This window comes from Parendozoicomonas verongulae (genome assembly GCF_009711465.1).
In the GTDB taxonomy this organism is placed as follows: domain Bacteria; phylum Pseudomonadota; class Gammaproteobacteria; order Pseudomonadales; family Endozoicomonadaceae; genus Sansalvadorimonas; species Sansalvadorimonas verongulae.
Window position 1 is genome coordinate 1 of record NZ_SMME01000841.1, and the last position, 19,071, is coordinate 19,071.

General features: G+C 52.2%; 15 protein-coding genes. 14 read left to right on the forward strand and 1 reads right to left on the reverse strand.

The features are described from left to right. Positions 1–156 precede the first annotated feature (156 nt). On the forward strand, positions 157–1,410 hold the full coding sequence (locus tag E1189_RS13215; protein WP_155160800.1) for a valine--pyruvate transaminase: 1,254 nt from the start codon (positions 157–159) through the stop codon (positions 1,408–1,410). A gap of 124 nt (positions 1,411–1,534) precedes the next feature. Next, on the forward strand, positions 1,535–2,086 hold the full coding sequence (locus tag E1189_RS13220; protein ID WP_155160801.1) for a hypothetical protein: 552 nt from the start codon (positions 1,535–1,537) through the stop codon (positions 2,084–2,086). 81 nt (positions 2,087–2,167) lie between these two features. Here E1189_RS13220 and E1189_RS13225 read toward each other — a convergent pair whose 3' ends face one another. Further along, positions 2,168–3,571 carry a YfcC family protein gene (locus E1189_RS13225; RefSeq protein WP_155160802.1) on the reverse strand — a complete coding sequence of 468 codons (1,404 nt, stop codon included), beginning with the start codon at positions 3,569–3,571 and terminating at the stop codon, positions 2,168–2,170. 489 nt (positions 3,572–4,060) lie between these two features. On the opposite strand from E1189_RS13225, the gene arcA reads away from it, so the two are divergent. The 12 genes from arcA (at position 4,061) to arcC (ending at position 18,991) form a co-directional block, all read left to right on the forward strand. Continuing rightward, positions 4,061–5,281, forward strand: coding sequence for an arginine deiminase (arcA, locus tag E1189_RS13230; protein WP_155160803.1), 1,221 nt, complete (start codon positions 4,061–4,063; stop codon positions 5,279–5,281). Between the two features lie 81 nt (positions 5,282–5,362). Further along, positions 5,363–6,364: an ornithine carbamoyltransferase gene (gene argF / locus E1189_RS13235; protein WP_155160804.1), complete on the forward strand. Its 1,002-nt coding sequence runs from the start codon at positions 5,363–5,365 to the stop codon at positions 6,362–6,364. A gap of 175 nt (positions 6,365–6,539) precedes the next feature. Beyond that, positions 6,540–7,478 carry an amino acid kinase family protein gene (locus E1189_RS13240; RefSeq protein WP_155160805.1) on the forward strand — a complete coding sequence of 313 codons (939 nt, stop codon included), beginning with the start codon at positions 6,540–6,542 and terminating at the stop codon, positions 7,476–7,478. A gap of 379 nt (positions 7,479–7,857) precedes the next feature. After that, positions 7,858–9,228: a V-type ATP synthase subunit B gene (locus E1189_RS13245; protein ID WP_155160806.1), complete on the forward strand. Its 1,371-nt coding sequence runs from the start codon at positions 7,858–7,860 to the stop codon at positions 9,226–9,228. Positions 9,229–9,231: 3 nt separating this feature from the next. After that, complete coding sequence (locus E1189_RS13250) at positions 9,232–9,888, forward strand: V-type ATP synthase subunit D (protein WP_155160807.1); 657 nt, start codon at positions 9,232–9,234, stop codon at positions 9,886–9,888. Between the two features lie 15 nt (positions 9,889–9,903). After that, entirely contained in the window at positions 9,904–11,688 is a 1,785-nt protein-coding gene (locus E1189_RS13255) for a V-type ATP synthase subunit I (protein WP_155160808.1), read from the forward strand. 3 nt (positions 11,689–11,691) lie between these two features. Then, a complete protein-coding gene (locus tag E1189_RS13260; RefSeq protein WP_155160809.1) occupies positions 11,692–12,141 on the forward strand; it encodes an ATP synthase subunit C in 450 nt (149 codons plus the stop codon). A 41-nt stretch (positions 12,142–12,182) separates the two neighbouring features. Further along, positions 12,183–12,854: a hypothetical protein gene (locus E1189_RS13265; protein WP_155160810.1), complete on the forward strand. Its 672-nt coding sequence runs from the start codon at positions 12,183–12,185 to the stop codon at positions 12,852–12,854. 69 nt (positions 12,855–12,923) lie between these two features. Then, on the forward strand, positions 12,924–13,604 hold the full coding sequence (locus E1189_RS13270) for a DUF2764 family protein (protein WP_155160811.1): 681 nt from the start codon (positions 12,924–12,926) through the stop codon (positions 13,602–13,604). Positions 13,605–13,655: 51 nt separating this feature from the next. After that, positions 13,656–15,500 (forward strand): V-type ATP synthase subunit A, encoded by a 1,845-nt coding sequence (locus tag E1189_RS13275; protein WP_155160812.1) that lies wholly within the window; start codon positions 13,656–13,658, stop codon positions 15,498–15,500. A 145-nt stretch (positions 15,501–15,645) separates the two neighbouring features. Then, positions 15,646–17,811: a heavy metal translocating P-type ATPase gene (locus tag E1189_RS13280; protein WP_155160813.1), complete on the forward strand. Its 2,166-nt coding sequence runs from the start codon at positions 15,646–15,648 to the stop codon at positions 17,809–17,811. A gap of 229 nt (positions 17,812–18,040) precedes the next feature. Next, positions 18,041–18,991 carry a carbamate kinase gene (gene arcC, locus E1189_RS13285; protein WP_155160814.1) on the forward strand — a complete coding sequence of 317 codons (951 nt, stop codon included), beginning with the start codon at positions 18,041–18,043 and terminating at the stop codon, positions 18,989–18,991. The last annotated feature ends 80 nt before the right edge of the window (positions 18,992–19,071 follow it).

Here is a 19,071-nt window from a genome sequence, read left to right on the forward strand (position 1 = left end):
TATAATTCTTCCCCCCCCCGCGCCGAATATCACAGGAATAAAAATTTCACCTTACATGAGGAACACATATGTGAAACGTCCAGCCTTGGCAGTAAGATAACGATTGGGGGTTATTTAACCCCCACAGCAAGTAAGCAGGCAACAATTGGGATTCACATGAAACTGTCCAAGTTCGGGGAGAAACTCACCAGTCATTCCGGCATATTGTCTTTAATGGATGATCTGGGTAACGCCCTGGCAGATAACGACCATATGATTATGATGGGCGGTGGGAATCCGGCCCATATTCCTGAAGTGGAAGACGTTTTTAAACAACGTCTGCGCCGGATTACGGAGTCTCAATCCGAGTTCACCCGGTTCATCGGCACCTATGACCCTCCCGGTGGTGATCAGTCATTTTGTCGCGAGCTGGCAGCTATGCTGCGACGCCGATTCGGATGGAAGCTGACTGAGCGCAATATCTGCCTGACCCAGGGCAGCCAGACAGCTTTTTTCATGCTATTTAACATGCTGGCTGGCGAAAATGCCCAAGGGGAAAAGCGAGTTATACAGCTTCCTCTGGCACCGGAATATATTGGCTATAGCGACACAGGCATAACTGAAGGCCTGTTCGCAGCCGCACGCCCGGACATCAAGGAAATCGATACCCACACATTCAAGTACCACGTCAACTTCAACACACTGACAGTAAACGATAACACAGCTGCATTCTGCGTCTCTCGCCCCACTAACCCAACAGGGAATGTGTTAACAGATCAGGAGATTGAAACCCTGGACTCTCTGGCCAGACAACACAATATCCCCCTGATTATCGACGGTGCCTATGGCCTGCCATTTCCAGAGCTGGTATTTACGGAAGCCACGCCCCACTGGGATGAGCACGTTATTCTGTGTCTGAGCCTCTCCAAAATGGGCCTCCCGGCTCTGCGTACCGGTATTGTCGTAGCCAGCGAAGAGGTGATTACTGCCATGTCCGCCATCAGCGCCATCACCAGCCTCGCCCCCAATAGTGCAGGCGCTTTGATGGTGAGCGACATGATCCGTGACGATAGCATTATCAGCCTGAGCCAGAACGTCATCCGCCCCTGGTATGAAGAGCGTATGGCTTTCGCCAGAAATGAACTGCATCAACAGCTGGGTAACCTGCCCTGGGCTATGCATAAACCTGAAGGAGCCATGTTTCTGTGGCTCTGGTTTAAAGATCTGCCTGTGAGCAGCCTGGAGCTGTATGAGAAGCTCAAACAGCGTGGTGTCCTGGTGGTATCCGGCCACTACTTCTTTCCAGGCATGCAAGACGACTGGCCCCACAAAAATGAATGTCTGCGTGTAACTTACACTCGCGATCCTGCTGTCGTTAAACAGGGCATCGCTATTATTGCTGAAGAGGTGCGAAAGCTTTACCAGGGGTAAATAGTCTGTTCTTGTTGAGAGCCGCCTGAGGGCGGCTCCTTTCTTAACACCTGAATTCTTGCCGCGGCTGGATTTTCCCCTGATCCCCTTCTAACTTTCAGCCACTGCCCTCGAGGATTCGCATATGAAATACCTGCCCTCATCCGCTTTAGTTCTCAGCAGTTTGCTAATAGGATCCGCCTTAACAACAGCGCCACTGGCTATAAGCGACACGGGCAAATCAGCCTCTGATGCAAAAGCCAAAACAACAAATGCGGATAATACCCTTAGGTTGGAGAAGGTGATTAGTATTGCTCGGGAAACACAACCAACAATGCGCGTTATCAACACCTTCGAGTCATCTTTTAACGGGAAGGAAGTGGATCAGGTGTATTACCTGCTCCCGAAAAACAAAATCACCCGCATCATGACGATCGACTCTTTCTCCGGAAAAGTCCTTGAAGACCGTCCTTACAGCGTGCCTGAAAAGAGAACGGCGATCCCTCTGGAAACACTGATTAGCCAGCTGCGGGAAAAATACAGTATTCGTAAAATCGTGCGCACAAGAACGGCTCAACAGGATGGCCGGGATGTACGCATTATCATCTACATAGACAATCTCAAGCAGCAGCACCTGATGGTTGTGGATACCAAAACAGGTGAAGTTATCTCTGATAAAGCGCGTAAGTTCTCCTGAGCTCATGAACCAGACTCACGCTCTTTCCCCTAAGTCCCTGTCGTGCGGGCGGGGACATACAAACGCCCCCCCTGTTGGCATTCAACTTATCGCACCAAAACTCAAAACAACCATTAGGAAAACACTCAGAATAACCAATAATGGCCAGATGAAAGCGATCCACCTGTTGTAAGAAATACGACCAATAGCCAACCCTCCCATCACCACACCGGAGGTTGGCGTGATCAGATTCACCACACCACTGGCAGACTGATAGGCAGTAATCACCAGATCCCGCCCCACATTGGAGAAGTCCGCCAGTGGTGCCATGATTGGCATGGTCAAAACTGCCAGCCCCGACGTGGACGGCACAAAAAATGAGAGCACAATCTGAATCCAGTACATCACATTAATAAAGGCGATAGACGACAAGCCACTTACAGCCTGCTCCGCCCAAAACAGAATCGTGTCGGTAATCAGCCCGCCATTCATAACCACAACAATGCCACGAGCGATACCAACAACCAGTGCAACCCCGAGCAAATCCCGAGAGCCATCAACAAAAGTATCGGTAAACTCCTTCTCCCCCATGCGGGCCACAAGGCCTACAACGATGGCCATCACCAGAAACAGTGACGACATTCTTGCCATCCACCACCCTTGCGAAGATACGCCCCAGATCATGATGCCAAAGGCTGCAACGAACAGCAGCAGAATGATTTTTCGCTGCCCATTCAGTTCAGGAACCTCTTCCCCTTTGGAAGCTAAAAAATGTTCACGATTAGATTCCTGTAAGTCCGCCACCAAAGATAAGGAAGGATCCTTGCGAACCTTCTCGGCATAACGCATGACATAAACAATACAAATCAGCAGGGTAATCCCATAAACCACCAATCGCATATGCAGACCATCGGTAAAAGGGATGCCAGCAGCTTCGGAAGCAATCACAGTAGCAAATGGATTCACCGTAGATGCCAGAGCCCCCGCACCAGCCCCAATCATAATCAGTGCAATGGCGCTCATAGCATCGTAACCGGCGGCAATCATTACAGGCGTGAGCAGTAAATAAAACGGCAGGGTTTCTTCCGCCATACCGTAGATGGTTCCTCCAAGTGAAAACAGGAACATTAATATAGGGATCATCCATTTCTCACGCCCTTTCAGGCCAGACATCGCCGCAGCTATGCCCGCATCAATGGCACCGGTTTTCGTCACTACCGCCAGAAAGCCACCAATAAAGAGAATAAAGAACGCAACATCTACACCGTTGGCTTCGTTGGTATCGGGATTATAAAAGCCAGCGATAGGTGCCATCACCACATCCTCGAAGCCTTGCGGGTTCGGCTCCACCTGATGGTAGGTTCCGGCAATGGGAACCTCTTTACCCAGTGCAGAATCCATACGGGTGCTGTACTGCCCTGCCGGGATAATCCAGGTAAGAATGGCAACAAAAATGATGATGGCGACCAATATCGTGTAGGCCGAAGGAAAGCTGAACTGCTTCATAACAGGACCCTGCCCAGGCTGAAGGGAAGCTTTTCCGGAGAGTTGGAAAAGCTGGTTATAGCTGAAATATTTTGTACATGCACAATAGGCAACACAAATAAACAGATGAAACCAAACCGCACTACCATCAATTTAGAAAACTGCACACAGCAAACAGAAACTTTATTTTTTTGTAGTGAAGTAGAAACTCTGACAAAATTATCACCAGAGGAGAAGTATAATCACCCATACAAATACGTATTTATGCGCAATGAAAGTACGACAATTTACGGATATTGTAGGCACTCAAACAGGCTTGCTTATAGCCGTTCAGAAAAACTAATAACCCAGTGTCAATATGACACAATGCATTTGCGACAATACAAAAGCACATATTAGGAACCCCATTGTAAAAACACTATGTATATGGGGCACTCTGAACGACACGGTGAAAACGAACAAAAACCGTCACAAAAACAACCTGTTCATTTTCTAAACAGGAGATCCGTTATGTCCCGTTTCTACGTCGGCTCTGAAGTTGGTCAACTCAAGAAAGTCCTGGTACACCGCCCTGAACTCTCCCTGCGTCGTCTGACGCCCAGTAACTGCGAAGATCTTCTGTTTGATGACGTACTGCGCATCGAACAGGCAGGCGCAGAACATGATGCTTTCCAGAACGTTCTCCGTGAGCAGGGTGCTGAAGTTTTTGTACTGCGCGATGTTCTGGCCGAAACACTGGCCAACCCGGAAGCTAAAGCCTGGGTTCTGGACCGTCAAATCAATGAATTCCGCTACGGCCCTGCCCTGGCCCGCGAAGTCCGCGCCTACTTTGACGACATGAGCACTTCTGATCTGGCCTCTCATCTGATCGGCGGCCTGACCGTAAGCGAACTGAATTCCAACAGCGGCAGCCCGACTCTGGGCATGCTGACTGAAACCGACTTTATTCTGGACCCTATTCCTAACCACCTGTTCACCCGCGATACCTCCTGCTGGGTATACGGCGGAGTATCTGTAAACCCGATGGCCAAGCCTGCCCGTAAGCGCGAAACCGTTCACATGCGCGCCATCTACAAGTTTCACCCTATGTTCAAAGATGCCGACTTCCATACTTACTACGGTGATACAGATCAGAACTATGATCTGGGTACCATCGAAGGCGGCGATGTTCTGGTTATTGGCCGCGGCGCCGTTCTTATCGGCATGTCTGAGCGTACCACTCCACAGGGTGTTGAAAGTCTGACGCGTTCTCTGTTCAAGACCGGCCAGGCCACAAAGGTTATCGCACTGGAACTGCCTAAGGCACGCAGCTGTATGCACCTGGATACCGTGTTTACCCACATGGATATCGACTGCTTCACCTACTACCCAGACATCATGAAGGGCAACAACTGCTGGGAACTGACTCCGGGTGATAACGAAGATATCGCCTTCACTCAGGTCACCGACGGCTTCACCAACTCCATCGCCCGCGCTCTGGATCTGGATACCCTGCGTATGATCCCAACCGGCGGCGATGTATTTGAAGCCGAACGCGAACAGTGGAACGATGCCAACAACGTACTGGCGGTTAAGCCCGGCACCGTTGTGACTTACGAGCGTAACGTTTACACCATCGAGAACATGCAAAAGGCCGGTATTGAAGTACTGACCATTCCTGGCGAAGATCTGGGCCGAGGCCGAGGCGGCGCTCGCTGCATGAGCTGCCCGATGGAACGTGACGACATCTAACTGACAAAGCTAAGTGCTCCTGCCCGTTTCTGATACAAATGCGGCAGGAGATCAGATAACGTGCAAACAAGGATATATATCATGGCTTTTAACCTGCGCAACCGTAGCTATCTGAAACTGCTGGACTTCACCACTCAGGAAATCCAGTACCTGCTGGACCTGTCCCGGGACCTGAAGCGTGCCAAATACGCCGGCGCTGAACAGCAACGCCTGAAGGGCAAGAATGTTGCCCTGATCTTTGAGAAAGCATCCACCCGTACCCGTTGTGCATTTGAAGTGGCAGCCTTTGACCAGGGCGCACAGGTCACTTACATCTCCGGCGGCTCTCAGATGGGTAAGAAAGAGACTGTAAAAGACACCGCTCGTGTACTGGGTCGTATGTACGACGGTATCGAATTCCGTGGTTCCAGGCAGCAACACGTAGAAGAGCTGGCTGAGTTCTCTGGTGTACCAGTATGGAACGGCCTGACTGACGAATGGCACCCTACTCAGATCCTGGCAGACATGCTGACCATGATCGAACATGGCCGTGGCAAGCAACTGCACGAAATGAAGTTCTGCTACCTGGGCGACGGTCGCAACAACATGGGTAACTCCCTGATGGTTGGCCTGGTGAAGATGGGCGTAGATTTCCGTATCGCAGCGCCTAAGGCCTATCAGCCTGAAGAGTGGCTGGTAGAAGAGTGTCAGAAGATCGCCGAGAAGACTGGCGCCAGGATCACCCTGACTGAAAACGTTGACGAGGCAGTGAAAGACTGTGACTTCCTGTACACCGACGTCTGGGTATCCATGGGTGAGCCAGCCGAAGCCTGGGACGAACGTGTTGCCCTGATGAAGCCTTTCCAGGTAAACGCTGAAATGATGGCCAGGACCGGCAACCCACACTGTAAGTTCATGCACTGTCTGCCAGCTTTCCACAACGAAGACACCACTATCGGTGCTGAGGTTGCTGAGAAGTACGGCATGAACGGCCTGGAAGTCACTGAAGACGTGTTTGAGTCTGAAGCCTCTATCGTATTCGACGAAGCAGAAAACCGTATGCACACTATCAAGGCTGTTATGGTTGCCACACTTGGCGAATAATAACCGACAATGAATAACGATAATGAATAGATCAGGTGGCTAAGGTTAAGTCACCCGAGCCTGGCTAAAGCGGAGAGCTGACAGTTCTCCGCTTTTTTTGTTTTGCTCACCGGTTTTTATTGTCTATAAGTACCCTGTCCCATACCTTTTACCTTTCCTGGGAGAATCTGGCAGCATGCTCGTTGTTATGGCTTTGGGCGCAAACGCTATTCACCCACGGGGTGAGCCACTGGATATGCTTGTCCAGCGGGAATACATCCGTGCCGCCGCAAGGTCTGTTGCATCAGTTGCCAAACAGCATCAGGTTGTTCTCACCCACAGCAACGGCCCGCAGGTCGGGCTGTTATCTCTGGTGAACGAAGGTAATGAAGACGTCGGAAGTAGTCTGTTAGGTGTACTCGGCGCCCAAACCCATAGCATGCTCGGTTTTATGCTGGAGCAGGAACTTCGCAACGAAATGCCCGGCAGAAAAGTATGTACCATCACCACACAAACGATTGTGGATTCCGACGACCCGGCTTTCAAAAAACCATCACAGATGGTTGGCTCTGCTTATACCTTTGAGGAAGCACAGGCCGTACAAAGCGCGAACCCATTCTGGCAGCTTCAACAGGATGGCAATTACTTCCGACGCGTTGTGGCCTCCCCCAGCCCCCGGGAAATTCTGGAACTGCCTTCATTACGGCATATAGTGTCGTCCGGTGATATCACTGTTATTTGTGGCGGTGGTGGAGGTATACCTGTGCGCAGAGATTGTGAAGGCAAGCTCCATGGCATTGAGGCAGTGATAGATCAGGATCGGGCAACTCAGGTTCTTGCTGAAGGCCTGGAAGCCGACGCATTGATCTTACTGACAGAGACTGAAGCCATCACAACGAACGCAGGACAACCGGATTCACGCATGATCAGAGAGTGTACACCACAAGCACTGGAGGCTCTTACCTTTGCGGATATCAGCATGACACCTAAGGTTGAATCCCTATGCCATTTTGTCAGAGCTGGTGGTAAGTTTGGAGCCATCGGCGCACTAGACTCCGTTCAAGATATTCTGGCAGGAAGGTCAGGCACCTTCGTTAAGGTGGATGTCTCAGACGGAATCACATACTACGACTAAGGTGTGTCGACATGCCTTTTATATTCTACGACATCTGCCGCACTACAAGCCTCATGCTCTGTTCTGCGGCTCCGAAGTGCTACACAAACAAATTCCATGTTGATTGACCTGGGGTCTGATCAACAGACACCCCATCGGAGTTTATCCATAAACATACAGCTATTTGAAATGACTCCCGTTTACAAGGCGGCAGCAGATAAACAATCCTGCTACAAAGTTTGAACGTACGTACGTATTTCCACCCGGAAATTGATCTGTGTCACTTCATTACTTCAGCCATTGCTGAAATTATACGCAGCTGTGTATTTTTGGATATCCGCCCGGTGAGCACGGCGCGTCTGTTTATCCTTGACTCCTTCTACAGGACAGGAAACGAAGTATGTCCCAGAGCCTAATACGCTATACCAACATCCTCAGTATTGTGGGTGATATCATCCGGGTGGAAGTGCCCAATCTGGATGGTGCCCAATCACAGGCCCGTAATGGTGACCTGGCATTGATTGAGCAGGATGGCCAGCCCTATTCCATGGCGCAGATCATCCGCCTGAGAGGCAGCGAAGTGTCCCTGCAGGTTTTTGCAGGCACCAAAGGCCTTTCCACTAACGCCGCTGTCTGCTTCCTGGGTGAACCCATGCAGGCAACTTACTCCCCCAACATCCTTGGTCGTATTTTCAACGGTGCAGGCGAGCCTATCGATGGTGGCCCTTCACTGGAGCAGGATCCCAAAGTTGTTATCGATGGTCCATCCGTTAACCCCGCCCAGCGTGTACTGGCATCCCGTATGGTGCGTACCAACGTCCCCATGATTGATGTATTCAATACGCTGGTGGAATCCCAGAAGATCCCCATTTTCTCCGTATCCGGCGAACCTTATAACCAGTTCCTTGCCCGTATCGCGATTCAGGCAGAAGCGGACGTGGTTATCTTCGGTGGCATGGGTCTGATCTTCGATGATTACCACTTTTTCAAAACCGAGTTCGAAAGATCGGGCGTATCCTCCCGTACCATCATGTACTCCAATCAGGCCTCTGACCCAACGGTAGAACGTCTGATGGTACCTGATCTGGCTCTGGCCACTGCAGAACACTTCGCTGTAGAAGAAGGCAAAAAGGTTCTGGTACTGCTCACCGACATGACCTCCTATGCCGACGCCATGAAAGAGATCGGTGTAGCCATGGACAAGATTCCCGCCAACCGCGGCTACATGGGTGACCTGTACTCTCAGCTGGCCAGGCGTTACGAAAAGGCTGCCGACTACAAGGGTGCCGGTTCCGTAACCATTCTGGCGGTTACCACCATGCCCGGTAACGACGTAACCCACCCTGTTCCTGATAACACCGGTTACATCACCGAAGGTCAGTTCTACCTGCATGATGGCGTACTGGATCCATTCGGCTCCCTGTCCCGCCTGAAGCAGATGGTTGTGGGCAAAGAGACCCGTGACGATCACTCCCAGATCATGAACACCATGATCCGCTTCTACTCCGACTCCGTGAACGCGAAGCAGAAGCAGGCTATGGCGTTTGAGCTGTCTGACTACGACCTTAAAACCATCAAGTTCGGCGACCTGTTCAGAAAGCGTTTCATGGCACTGGATGCCGCCATGTCACTGGAAGAAGGCCTGGATACCTGCTGGCAGACTCTGGCGGAGTGCTTCTCCCCGGAAGAAACCCTGATGAAACAGAGCCTGGTGGAAAAATACTGGCCAGCTGATGTGAAGGCTGAGGCAGCATCCGCCACGGAGGCCTAAGACATGGCCACTAAGATTTCTCTGAATAAGAGCTCGCTCAACAAGGAGAAGGCCAGCTTAAAAACCTTCAACCGTTACCTGCCTGCGCTGGAACTCAAGCGTCAGCAGTTAATGGCGGAACGGAAAAAGGCTGAGCTCGCTGTTGTTGAAGTACGGGAACGTATCGCCAGGGTCGAAGATGATATTGCCGGTCAGCTGCCCATGCTGGCCTGTGAAGATATCGACATCGACGATCTGGTCAAGGTGACCAACGTCGTTCTGACTGAACAGAACATCGTCGGCACCACTGTTCCCCTGCTGGAGCGGGTTGAGGTGGAAGTGAAGCCTTACAGCTTCCTCACCAAACCTCACTGGGTCGACTTCCTGGTTGAAAAGCTGAAAGAGATGGTTGAGCTGTACGTTGAAAGTCAGGTGCGCGAGTTGCGTTACCAGGAAATCAGCGCCGCTACCCGCACCACCTCCCAGCGGGTCAACCTGTTCTCCAAGGTTCTGATTCCACGGACCAAGCAGAACATCGCCAAGATTAAGATCTTCCTGTCCGATCAGGATAGAGCGGGCGTTGTAAACGCCAAGATCTCGAAGTCGAAAATGGATGCAGCACAAGCACTGCAGGCGAAAGAACGCCAGCAGGCGGCTGAACAAAATGCCGCGGCCAGCTAAAGGAGAGGATGTGCAATGAGTATTAAAGCACTCAAAAAAATCACCCTCTATGGGCTGGCCAGTGAGAAAGAATCGCTGCTGCGTGGGCTGCAAAGCCTGGGCTGCATGCACCTGATTCCACTGGCACACTCCCAAAATGGTGAAAGCGAACTGACTGAACCCCAGTCCGCCAAAGAAGCGCTGACCTGGCTGAGCAACTGCCCGACCAAGCGTCGGGAAGCCCGCTCCAGCGAACTGAGCGCAGATCAGCTGGTCACCAAAGTTCTGGATAACAAGCACCTGCACCGTCAGGCCGCTGACCAGCGTGATGCCTTGATCAAACGTATTTCAGAAGTGCGCCCCTGGGGTGATTTCTCCTTCTGTGATATCGATGATATGGCAAATGTACGACTGTGGTTCTACGTTGTGCCCCACAACGATATGAACGCAGTACGTGGGCTGGAACTGCCTTGGGAAGTTGTTCACAAGGACCAGCAAAACGACTATGTGGTGGTTCTTGCGGAAGATGAACCTGCCGCAGATCTGCTGCCTGTTCGCCGTTCCCACGTGGGTGGTCAGCCTCTGTCGGAACTGGAAGCCAATCTTGAAGCGGCAGAAATGAAGCTTGAGGATATCCAGGGCGAACGGGAAAGTCTGACTCGCTGGATCTACATCATCAGCCAGGCAGCCGCCCGGTTTGAAGATGAAAAGGCTCTGCGAGACGTCAGCAGCACGGTTCTGGAAGACGACCAGTTCTTCCTGGTGGCTGGGTGGATGCCTGCCGACCGGGAAAAAGACGTGCGTCGTTTTATCGACGAGCAGCCTGCGGCCGTCACCATTGAAGAGCCCGCTGAAGACGATAAACCACCCACATTGCTGGACAACCCGGAAATCATGGGCGGTGGTACAGAAGCCATGGCGTTCTATCAGCTGCCAAGCTATCGCAGCTGGGACCCAAGCACCATGGTGTTCTTCTCGTTCTCACTGTTCTTCGCCATGATTATGAACGATGCGGCTTACAGCCTTGTCATCGCCCTGATTATATACCTGATGCGCAATAAACTTGGCACCACCATTGCCGGCAAGCGAATCAGTAATCTGGCTTATTTTATGGCTGGTCTGGGCTTTGTCTGGGGCGTGTGTGCCGGTTCCTATTTCGGCTACACACCTCCGCCAGATACCTTTATTGGCAGTTTGAAGTTCATTGAAATGAACGACTACACCACCATGATGAAGGTATCCATCGTTGTGGGTGGTATCCACATCATCATCGCCAACCTTATCACAGCCTGGCTGAACAGAGGGCGGCTCAACATGCTTGCGCCTATTGGCTGGGCCATTGCCATTGCTGGCGGCTTAACCTTCTGGCTCAGTTACCTGGGTTCTATCGATCAGGCAGCTGGCGGCAAAGTGATGATGATTGTGGGTGCAGTGATGCTGTTCCTGTTCACCAGTACACGACAGATTAAGGGTGTTAAGGATATCTTCCTGCGCACTGCGGATGGCCTGTATGCCCTGTACGAAATCTCCAGTGTCTTCGGGGATATTCTGAGCTACATGCGTCTGTTTGCTCTGGGTCTGGCGGGTGCGTCTCTGGCTGTCACCTTCAACTCTCTGGCTTTCCAGATAAAAGACAGTATGCCCGGTATCGGCATTCTGTTCTGCTTCATGATTCTGGTGCTTGGCCACCTGCTGAACATCACCCTCTCCATTGTGAGTGGTGTAGTTCACGGCCTGCGCCTGAATGTAATCGAATTCTTCAAGTGGAGCCTCTCCGACGAAGGCTACCCCTTTAAACCTTTTCAAAAACGCGAGGACTAATTCATGGAAAACTTCATTCTGATGCTGGGCTGGGCTGGTATTTTCGCTCCTATGGCTCTGGGTTCTATCGGTTCCGGTTTTGGCTGTTCTGTTGCTGGCCAGGCGGCCTGTGGCGCAATGCTGGACGTAGAAAGCGGCTACGGTAAGTTCATCGGTGTAGCTGCGATGCCGTCCTCTCAGGGTATCCTGGGTATCGTTGTTATGTTCCTGCTGCTGGGTCACGGTGTAAACATGACCACTGCTCCTGCCATCTTCGGTATCGGCCTGCTGGCTGGTCTGGCTCTGATGTTCACTGCCATGTACCAGGGCCACGCGATTGCAGGTGCAATCAACGCCTCCAAGAACAAGCCTGAAATCTTCGGTCTGTCTATTGCTCCTGCTGCGATCGTAGAAGGTTTCTCCGTATTCACCTTCGTATTCGCACTGGTTCTGGCTGGCAACATTCCTGGCTAATACGCCCGACTAACCCTTGATTATTGCGAGAAAGTAAGACTATGAGTGACACAAGCAATATTTCTGTCGGCGTACAGGAGCTGATCGAAAAACTGCGCAACCAGGGCGTCAGCTCTGGCCGCGACAAGGCAGACGAGCTGGTTGATAACGCCAAGTCTGAAGCAGCCAGCATTGTTGCTGATGCTAAGAAAGAAGCGGATGCGATACTCGTCCAGGCCAAAAAAGAGGCTGAATTCACCCTCAAATCCGGTGAAGAAGCTTTGGAAATGGCGGGCCGTAATGCTGTGCTGGAAATGAAAGGCTACCTGATGGAGCGCTTCTCCGCCCGTATCAGCGAAGCTGTCAGCAATGAAATGACCGATCAGGGCGTACTTCAGAAAGTGATTCTGGAAGTGGCCGGTCGCAGTGGTCTGCAGGGTGAGAAGAGCGTTGAAGCGGTTCTGCCCTCCAAGATCATTGGTGTCGACGAACTGCGCGCCAACCCTGAAGATGTTAAGGAAGGCACACTGGCTTACTTTGTTGTTCGCAACGCCCGCGAAATGCTCACCGATGGTGTGTCCTTCGCGGTGAGTGATGATCAGCAAAGTGGTGTGACTTTCCGCCTGAAAGACAAAAACATCGAGCTGGAACTGGATGACAACGCTGTCAGCGAAATGCTGCTCAAGCATCTGCAGCCACGTTTCCGCGCGGTACTGGAAGGCACCATTAAATAAGTGCAGGCCAGCAAGACTGTGCTCCGGGAAGCTGCCTCGCTGCTTCCCGGCAGCCTCTAAGGAGTCGTTATGGCAGACAATGCCTATTTCACACTGCTGACTTCGCTGCCTCACATTGATTCCCTCTTTAGCAGCAAGATCACAGCGATCTCTCGCTTCCAGCTGGATAAGCGCTTATCCATGCTCACCAGCGACGACCAGAAAAAGCTGGTGATGATCGAGAACCTGTTGCACTGGGATCACCTTGGTGACGATGTCAACGAAAAAGCCCTGATCCGTCAGGCTGAGCGAGCCCGCGCCACCCTCGGCACACAGGCTCTGCGAGATTTGATTGACTGGCGACTGGATATGCGCACGGTGGTTGCTGCTCTGCGTATGAAGCATGCCGGCAAGCCTGCCCCCAGTGAAGCGAAATGGAGTTATGGCTCACGCTATGCCTACATTCGCAGCCACTGGGCCTCCCCCACGCTGGGCCTTGGTGGTGCCTTCCCCTGGATTTCCAAGGTGAATGAGTACCTGCGCACCAGCAAGTGTGTGGAGTTGGAAAAAGTTCTGCTTCAAGCGGTCTGGGATCACCTGGATCACATGACCATGAAGCACCGCAACGATTTTGAAGCCGTAGTGATTTATGTACTGCGCTGGAATCTGGTCGCACGCTGGACAACCTACGATACCGAAAAGGCCCATGTTCGCTTCCAGAATTTGATCAAGAAAAGCCTTGGCGACTTCCAGCATCAGCTACCCCAATAGTCAGGTAGCGGGACAAATCACAAGCGGCGAGGTAAATAAAAGATTATGAGCATGACTGAGAAAAATGCAGCGGGCGCTGATGCGGCAACAGCCCGGGTGATTGCAGTCAACGGTGATATTCTGACCGTTGAAGCGATATCCTCCGATGTCCGCATCGTCAAGAACGAAGTGGTCTATGTGGCTCCCAGCCGCAAAGAGAACGAAGGCGTAGATGAGCGACTGATGTCTGAAGTTCTGCGTGTGAATGGGCACACCGCCGACATTCAGGTCTTTGAAGACACCAGCGGCGTGGGTGTAGGCGACGCGGTTTACCAGACTGGCGAACTGCTGTCGGTAGAGCTCGGCCCTGGCTGTCTGAGCCAGATCTTCGATGGTCTGCAAAACCCACTGGAACGCCTGGCTCAACTGCACGGAACTTTCCTCAAACGTGGTGTGCAGGTTGACGCACTGGACCGTTCCAAGGAATGGTCTTTTGTAGCCACTGCCCGTGTGGGCGACAAGCTGCGTGCCGGTGAAACTCTGGGTACTGTTCAGGAAGGCCGTTTCACTCACAAAATCATGGTTCCTTTCCACCAGCGTGGCACTGTCAACGTTGAGTGGATTCAGGAAGGCACCTTCCCTGTTGATACCATCATCGCCAAGGTAAAAGACGAGCAGGGCAAGGAAAGCGAGCTGAGCATGATTCAGCGCTGGCCTGTTAAGCAGTCCATCGCCGAAACTCTGGGTCGCAAGGGCAAGACAACCCGTCACTTCCCTTCCGAACCACTGGTGACCCAGCAGCGTCTGATCGACACTTTCCTGCCTATCGCCCGTGGTGGTACCGGCTGTATTCCTGGCCCATTCGGTGCGGGTAAGACTGTACTGCAGCACACCCTGTCCAAGTACGCCTCCGTTGATATCGTAATCGTTATCGCCTGCGGTGAGCGTGCCGGTGAGGTGGTAGAAACCATCACGGAATTCCCTCAACTGTCTGACCCAACCGGTTCCGGCACCCTGATGGATCGTACCACCATCATCTGTAACACCTCCTCCATGCCTGTTGCGGCTCGTGAGGCGTCTATCTACACCGGTATGACGCTGGGTGAGTACTACCGTCAGATGGGTTACAACGTACTGCTGCTGGCCGACTCTACCTCCCGCTGGGCGCAGGCTATGCGGGAAACGTCTAACCGTCTGGAAGAGATTCCAGGTGAAGAAGGTTTCCCGGCGTACATTGACTCCGCTATCAAAGGCCTGTACGAGCGTGCTGGTGTTGTGACCAACGAAGATGGCGAGCAGGGTTCCATGACCATGATCGGCACGGTATCCCCTGCCGGTGGTAACTTTGAAGAGCCTGTGACCCAGTCTACTCTGGCGACGGTGAAGTGCTTCCTGGGGCTGTCCTACGATCGTGCCTACAAGCGTTTCTTCCCAGCGGTAGACCCCCTGATTTCCTGGTCCCGTTACCTGGAGCAGCTGGCCCCATGGTACGCCAAGAACATCTCTGACCACTGGGTGGACGATGTTAAAGAGATGCACTCTCTTATCCTGACCGGTGAAAGTATCAATCAGATGATGCAGGTCACCGGTGAAGAGGGTGTGACTCTGGGTGACTACGTGACCTACCAGAAAGCTCTGTTCCTCGATATGGTCTATCTGCAGCAGGACGCCTTCGACAAGATCGACGCAGCGTGCCCAATGGAGCGCCAGCGCTTCTGCTTCAACCTGATTGTTGATATGTCACGCCGTGAGTTTACCTTCGCAGACAAGACCGACGCCCGTAACTTCTTCGTGAAGCTCACTGGTCTGTTCAAGAACCTGAACTACGCACACTACGAGTCTAACGAGTACAAGGACTACGTTGCCAAGATCGAAGAGTTGCGAAATCAGTTCAGCACTGCTCTTGAAGCGGCTTAATTCACTCTGAGTTCTGCTGTATAGAAGGCGCCCTTGTGGCGCCTTTTTGTGTCTGCTCATCTTCCCCGGTTTACATGAATACTTATTCATATGAATAAATGTTCATGCTATTGTTTAATCAGACATCATCGGGGAGATCGCCAGCATGGCTCAGCCAGCATCCATCGAAAATTCAACTCTGAGCACCACAAGTGCGACGCCCAACAGCGCATTGCGTCGCAAATGGTTTATTCGGGGAATGGATTGCGCGGGCTGTGCGGCAAAGGTTGAGAAGGCTCTGAACAAAGTGGAGGGTATCTATCAAACCAAGATTGCCTTTGCCACTGAGCGCCTGTTTGTTGCCGTAGAATCCGAGCAGCAAATTAAAACGATTGAACAAACCGTTAAAGGGCTGGGCTTTCGCCTTGAAGCAACCAGCAAGATTCAGGAAGAACCTCTCTGGAAAGCCCATTCCACCTTTGTCTTGATTGCCTCGGTGACCCTGTGCACCACAATTGCCTCCCTGCTGGCTCCCGATTGGAAGGCGACCGCTCTTCATGTTGCCACGGCTATCGGTACCCTGCCGTTTATTCGCAAAGCGCTTACTCAGGCCAGAAACGGCACCCTCTTCAGTATTGAACTGCTTATGGTTATAGCCTCCCTCGGTGCAATGGCTCTGGGGGAGAACACGGAAGCTATTCTGGTACTGCTGCTGTTCTCCGCCGGCGAAATGCTGGAAGGTTTTGCTGGTCGCAAAGCCCGGGCCGGTATCCAGAGCCTCATGAAGCTGACGCCCGATACCGCCACACGCATAGAAAGCGGTGTACGCGTACCCAATGTGCCCGCTGACTTCCTGCAACCCGGCGATCTCATTGAAGTACGCCCCGGTGACCGCATGCCGGTGGATGCCACACTGCAATTCACGCCCGGCTCTTTTGATGAAAGCGCCCTGACCGGTGAATCCATTCCCGTTTCCCGCCAGAAAGGGGAAAAAATTATGGCGGGCAGTCTGGTGGTTGAGCAACCCGTTCGCCTGACGGTTGTCTCCGAGCCCGGTGAAAACGCCATCGACCGTATTATCCAGCTGATTGAGAACGCTGATGAGCGCCGTGCTCCTATCACTCGCCTGATAGATACATTCAGTTCCTGGTATACGCCACTGGTGATGGCCATTGCCATACTGGTAGCCGTGGCTCCGCCGCTGCTCTTTGGCGCAAGCTGGGACGTATGGGTATACAAGGCACTGGCTCTGCTGTTGATTGCCTGCCCTTGTGCGCTGGTGATTTCTATTCCGGCAGCCGTCACCTCTGCACTGGCCTCAGCGTCACGCTTCGGTGCCCTGATTAAAGGTGGTGCAGCACTTGAGCAATTGCGTACAGTGAAGCAGCTGGCCTTCGATAAAACCGGTACTCTGACTGTGGGCAGGCCCGTTGTCACAGCCATCACTTCTCTGTACATGGAAGAAAAAGAGCTGCTGACACTGGCTGCCTCTCTGGAGCAGGGTTCCAGCCATCCTCTGGCGAAAGCCATTATCGATGCGGCCAGAAAGCACAATCTGGATATTCCTGACGCTGATAAAGTCACCATCCTCAATGGTCAAGGCCTGACCGGACTGGTAAACGGCAAAACTGTGAAGATTCTGGCTCCCCGCCATGTGCAGCCTGAACGCCTTGCTCAAAACAATGTGCAGCAGACCATTGCTGACCGCGAATCCGAAGGCAATACCGTAGTGGTTGTGACCGATGATTCTAAGGTTCTTGGCCTGATTGCCATGGCGGATACCCTGCGGGACGATGCCGTAGAAACAATCACACAGCTCAAAGCCATGGGTATCAGTTGCGTAATGCTGACTGGGGATAACCGTCGGGCAGCTGCCGCCATTGCAGCGAAACTGGGTATCGACTACAAAGCCGAACTGCTTCCGGAAGATAAAGTCAAAGCCATTGAGAAGATGCAGGAAGCTGCTCAGAAACAGGGGCCGGAGCACGCTGTCGCCATGGTGGGTGACGGCATTAACGATGCCCCGGCCCTCAAGGCAGCCGAACTGGGTATTGCCATGGGGCGTGGTAGCGATGTGGCACTGGAAACTGCCGATGCTGCCCTCACTCATGAGCGTCTGCCTGAGCTGGCTACTATGATTCAGCTTTCCCGTGATACAGCCACTATCATACGCCAGAACATCGCTCTGGCGCTGGGCATCAACACCCTGTTCCTGTTCACCACACTATTTGGATTAACCGGGCTTATGGCGGCTGTACTGTCTGACTCAGGTGGTGCTTTGCTGGTTACCATAAACGCCCTGCGTCTTATGCACCTGCGCAAGACGCAGTAGTTAAATAACGCAAAACAAACACACTCTTCACATTGAAGCTATGGTGTCACCTGTCGATCATTAGGATTGTTAATACCTATTAAGAACAACTACTTATTTTCTTTAGATTTAATACGCATACCATGGAAAGTAACTACTGGCGAGTAGATCCACTTACAACAAGGCGCCTTCAATGCGATATAACCGCACCTTGCGCGCCTACATACAAACTGGATATAAGGAAAATAATATGCGTATTGTTATTGCTCTTGGCGGCAACGCGATGCTTCAACGTGGTCAGCCTCTGGAAGCTGGCATTCAGCGTGACAATATCCGCAAGGCTGCTGAAGTCATTGCCCGCGTAGCCCAGAAACATGAAGTCATTCTCACCCACGGCAATGGCCCTCAGGTTGGCCTGCTGGCGCTGCAGAATGCCGCCTATGACAAAGTCTCCCCCTACCCATTGGATGTTCTGGGTGCAGAAACCGCTGGTATGATTGGCTACATGATGGAGCAAGAGCTCTATAACCAGATGCCTGGTGCTCAAATTGCCACTCTGGTCACTCAGACCCTGGTAGACAGCAACGACCCTGCTTTCCAGAACCCCACCAAGTTTGTTGGCCCGGTTTACAGCAAAGAAGAAGCCGAAGCACTGGCCGCTGAAAAAGGCTGGGATGTTAAGCAGGACGGTGACTATGTGCGTCGTGTTGTACCTTCCCCACTACCTTCCAGCATCGTAGAAGTGGATATGGTGAAGAAGCTGTCCGATATGGGTGCTCTGGTCATCTGCTCCGGCGGTGGTGGTGTACCTGTTCGCAAGGACGAAGAAGGCAAACTGCATGGTGTTGAAGCCGTTGTAGACAAGGATCTGACCGCTGCTCTGATGGCTGAACAACTGGGTGCCGACGCACTGGTGATTATGACCGACGTTCCTGCAGTATGCGTAAACTTCGGTCAGCCCGATCAAAAAGAGATCCACAAAGCCTCCATTCAAGGCATCGGTGAGCTGGACTTCCCCGCCGGTTCCATGGGGCCAAAGATTGACTCCTGCGCAAACTTCGTCGATAAAGGCGGCCGCTTTGCAGCGATCGGAAGTTTGTACGACGTTGAGCAAATTGTTGAAGGTCAGGCAGGCACCTGGATCACCAACGAAGTAGAAGGCATTTCTTTCTACGACAATAGCGCTGCAGCCGAAGCCTGAAACCAAAGTACCCGACAGTTCTCTTCTAAAAAGGCACTGTTTTTATAACTTTTAAACATACTGAGGCAGACCCATATAAC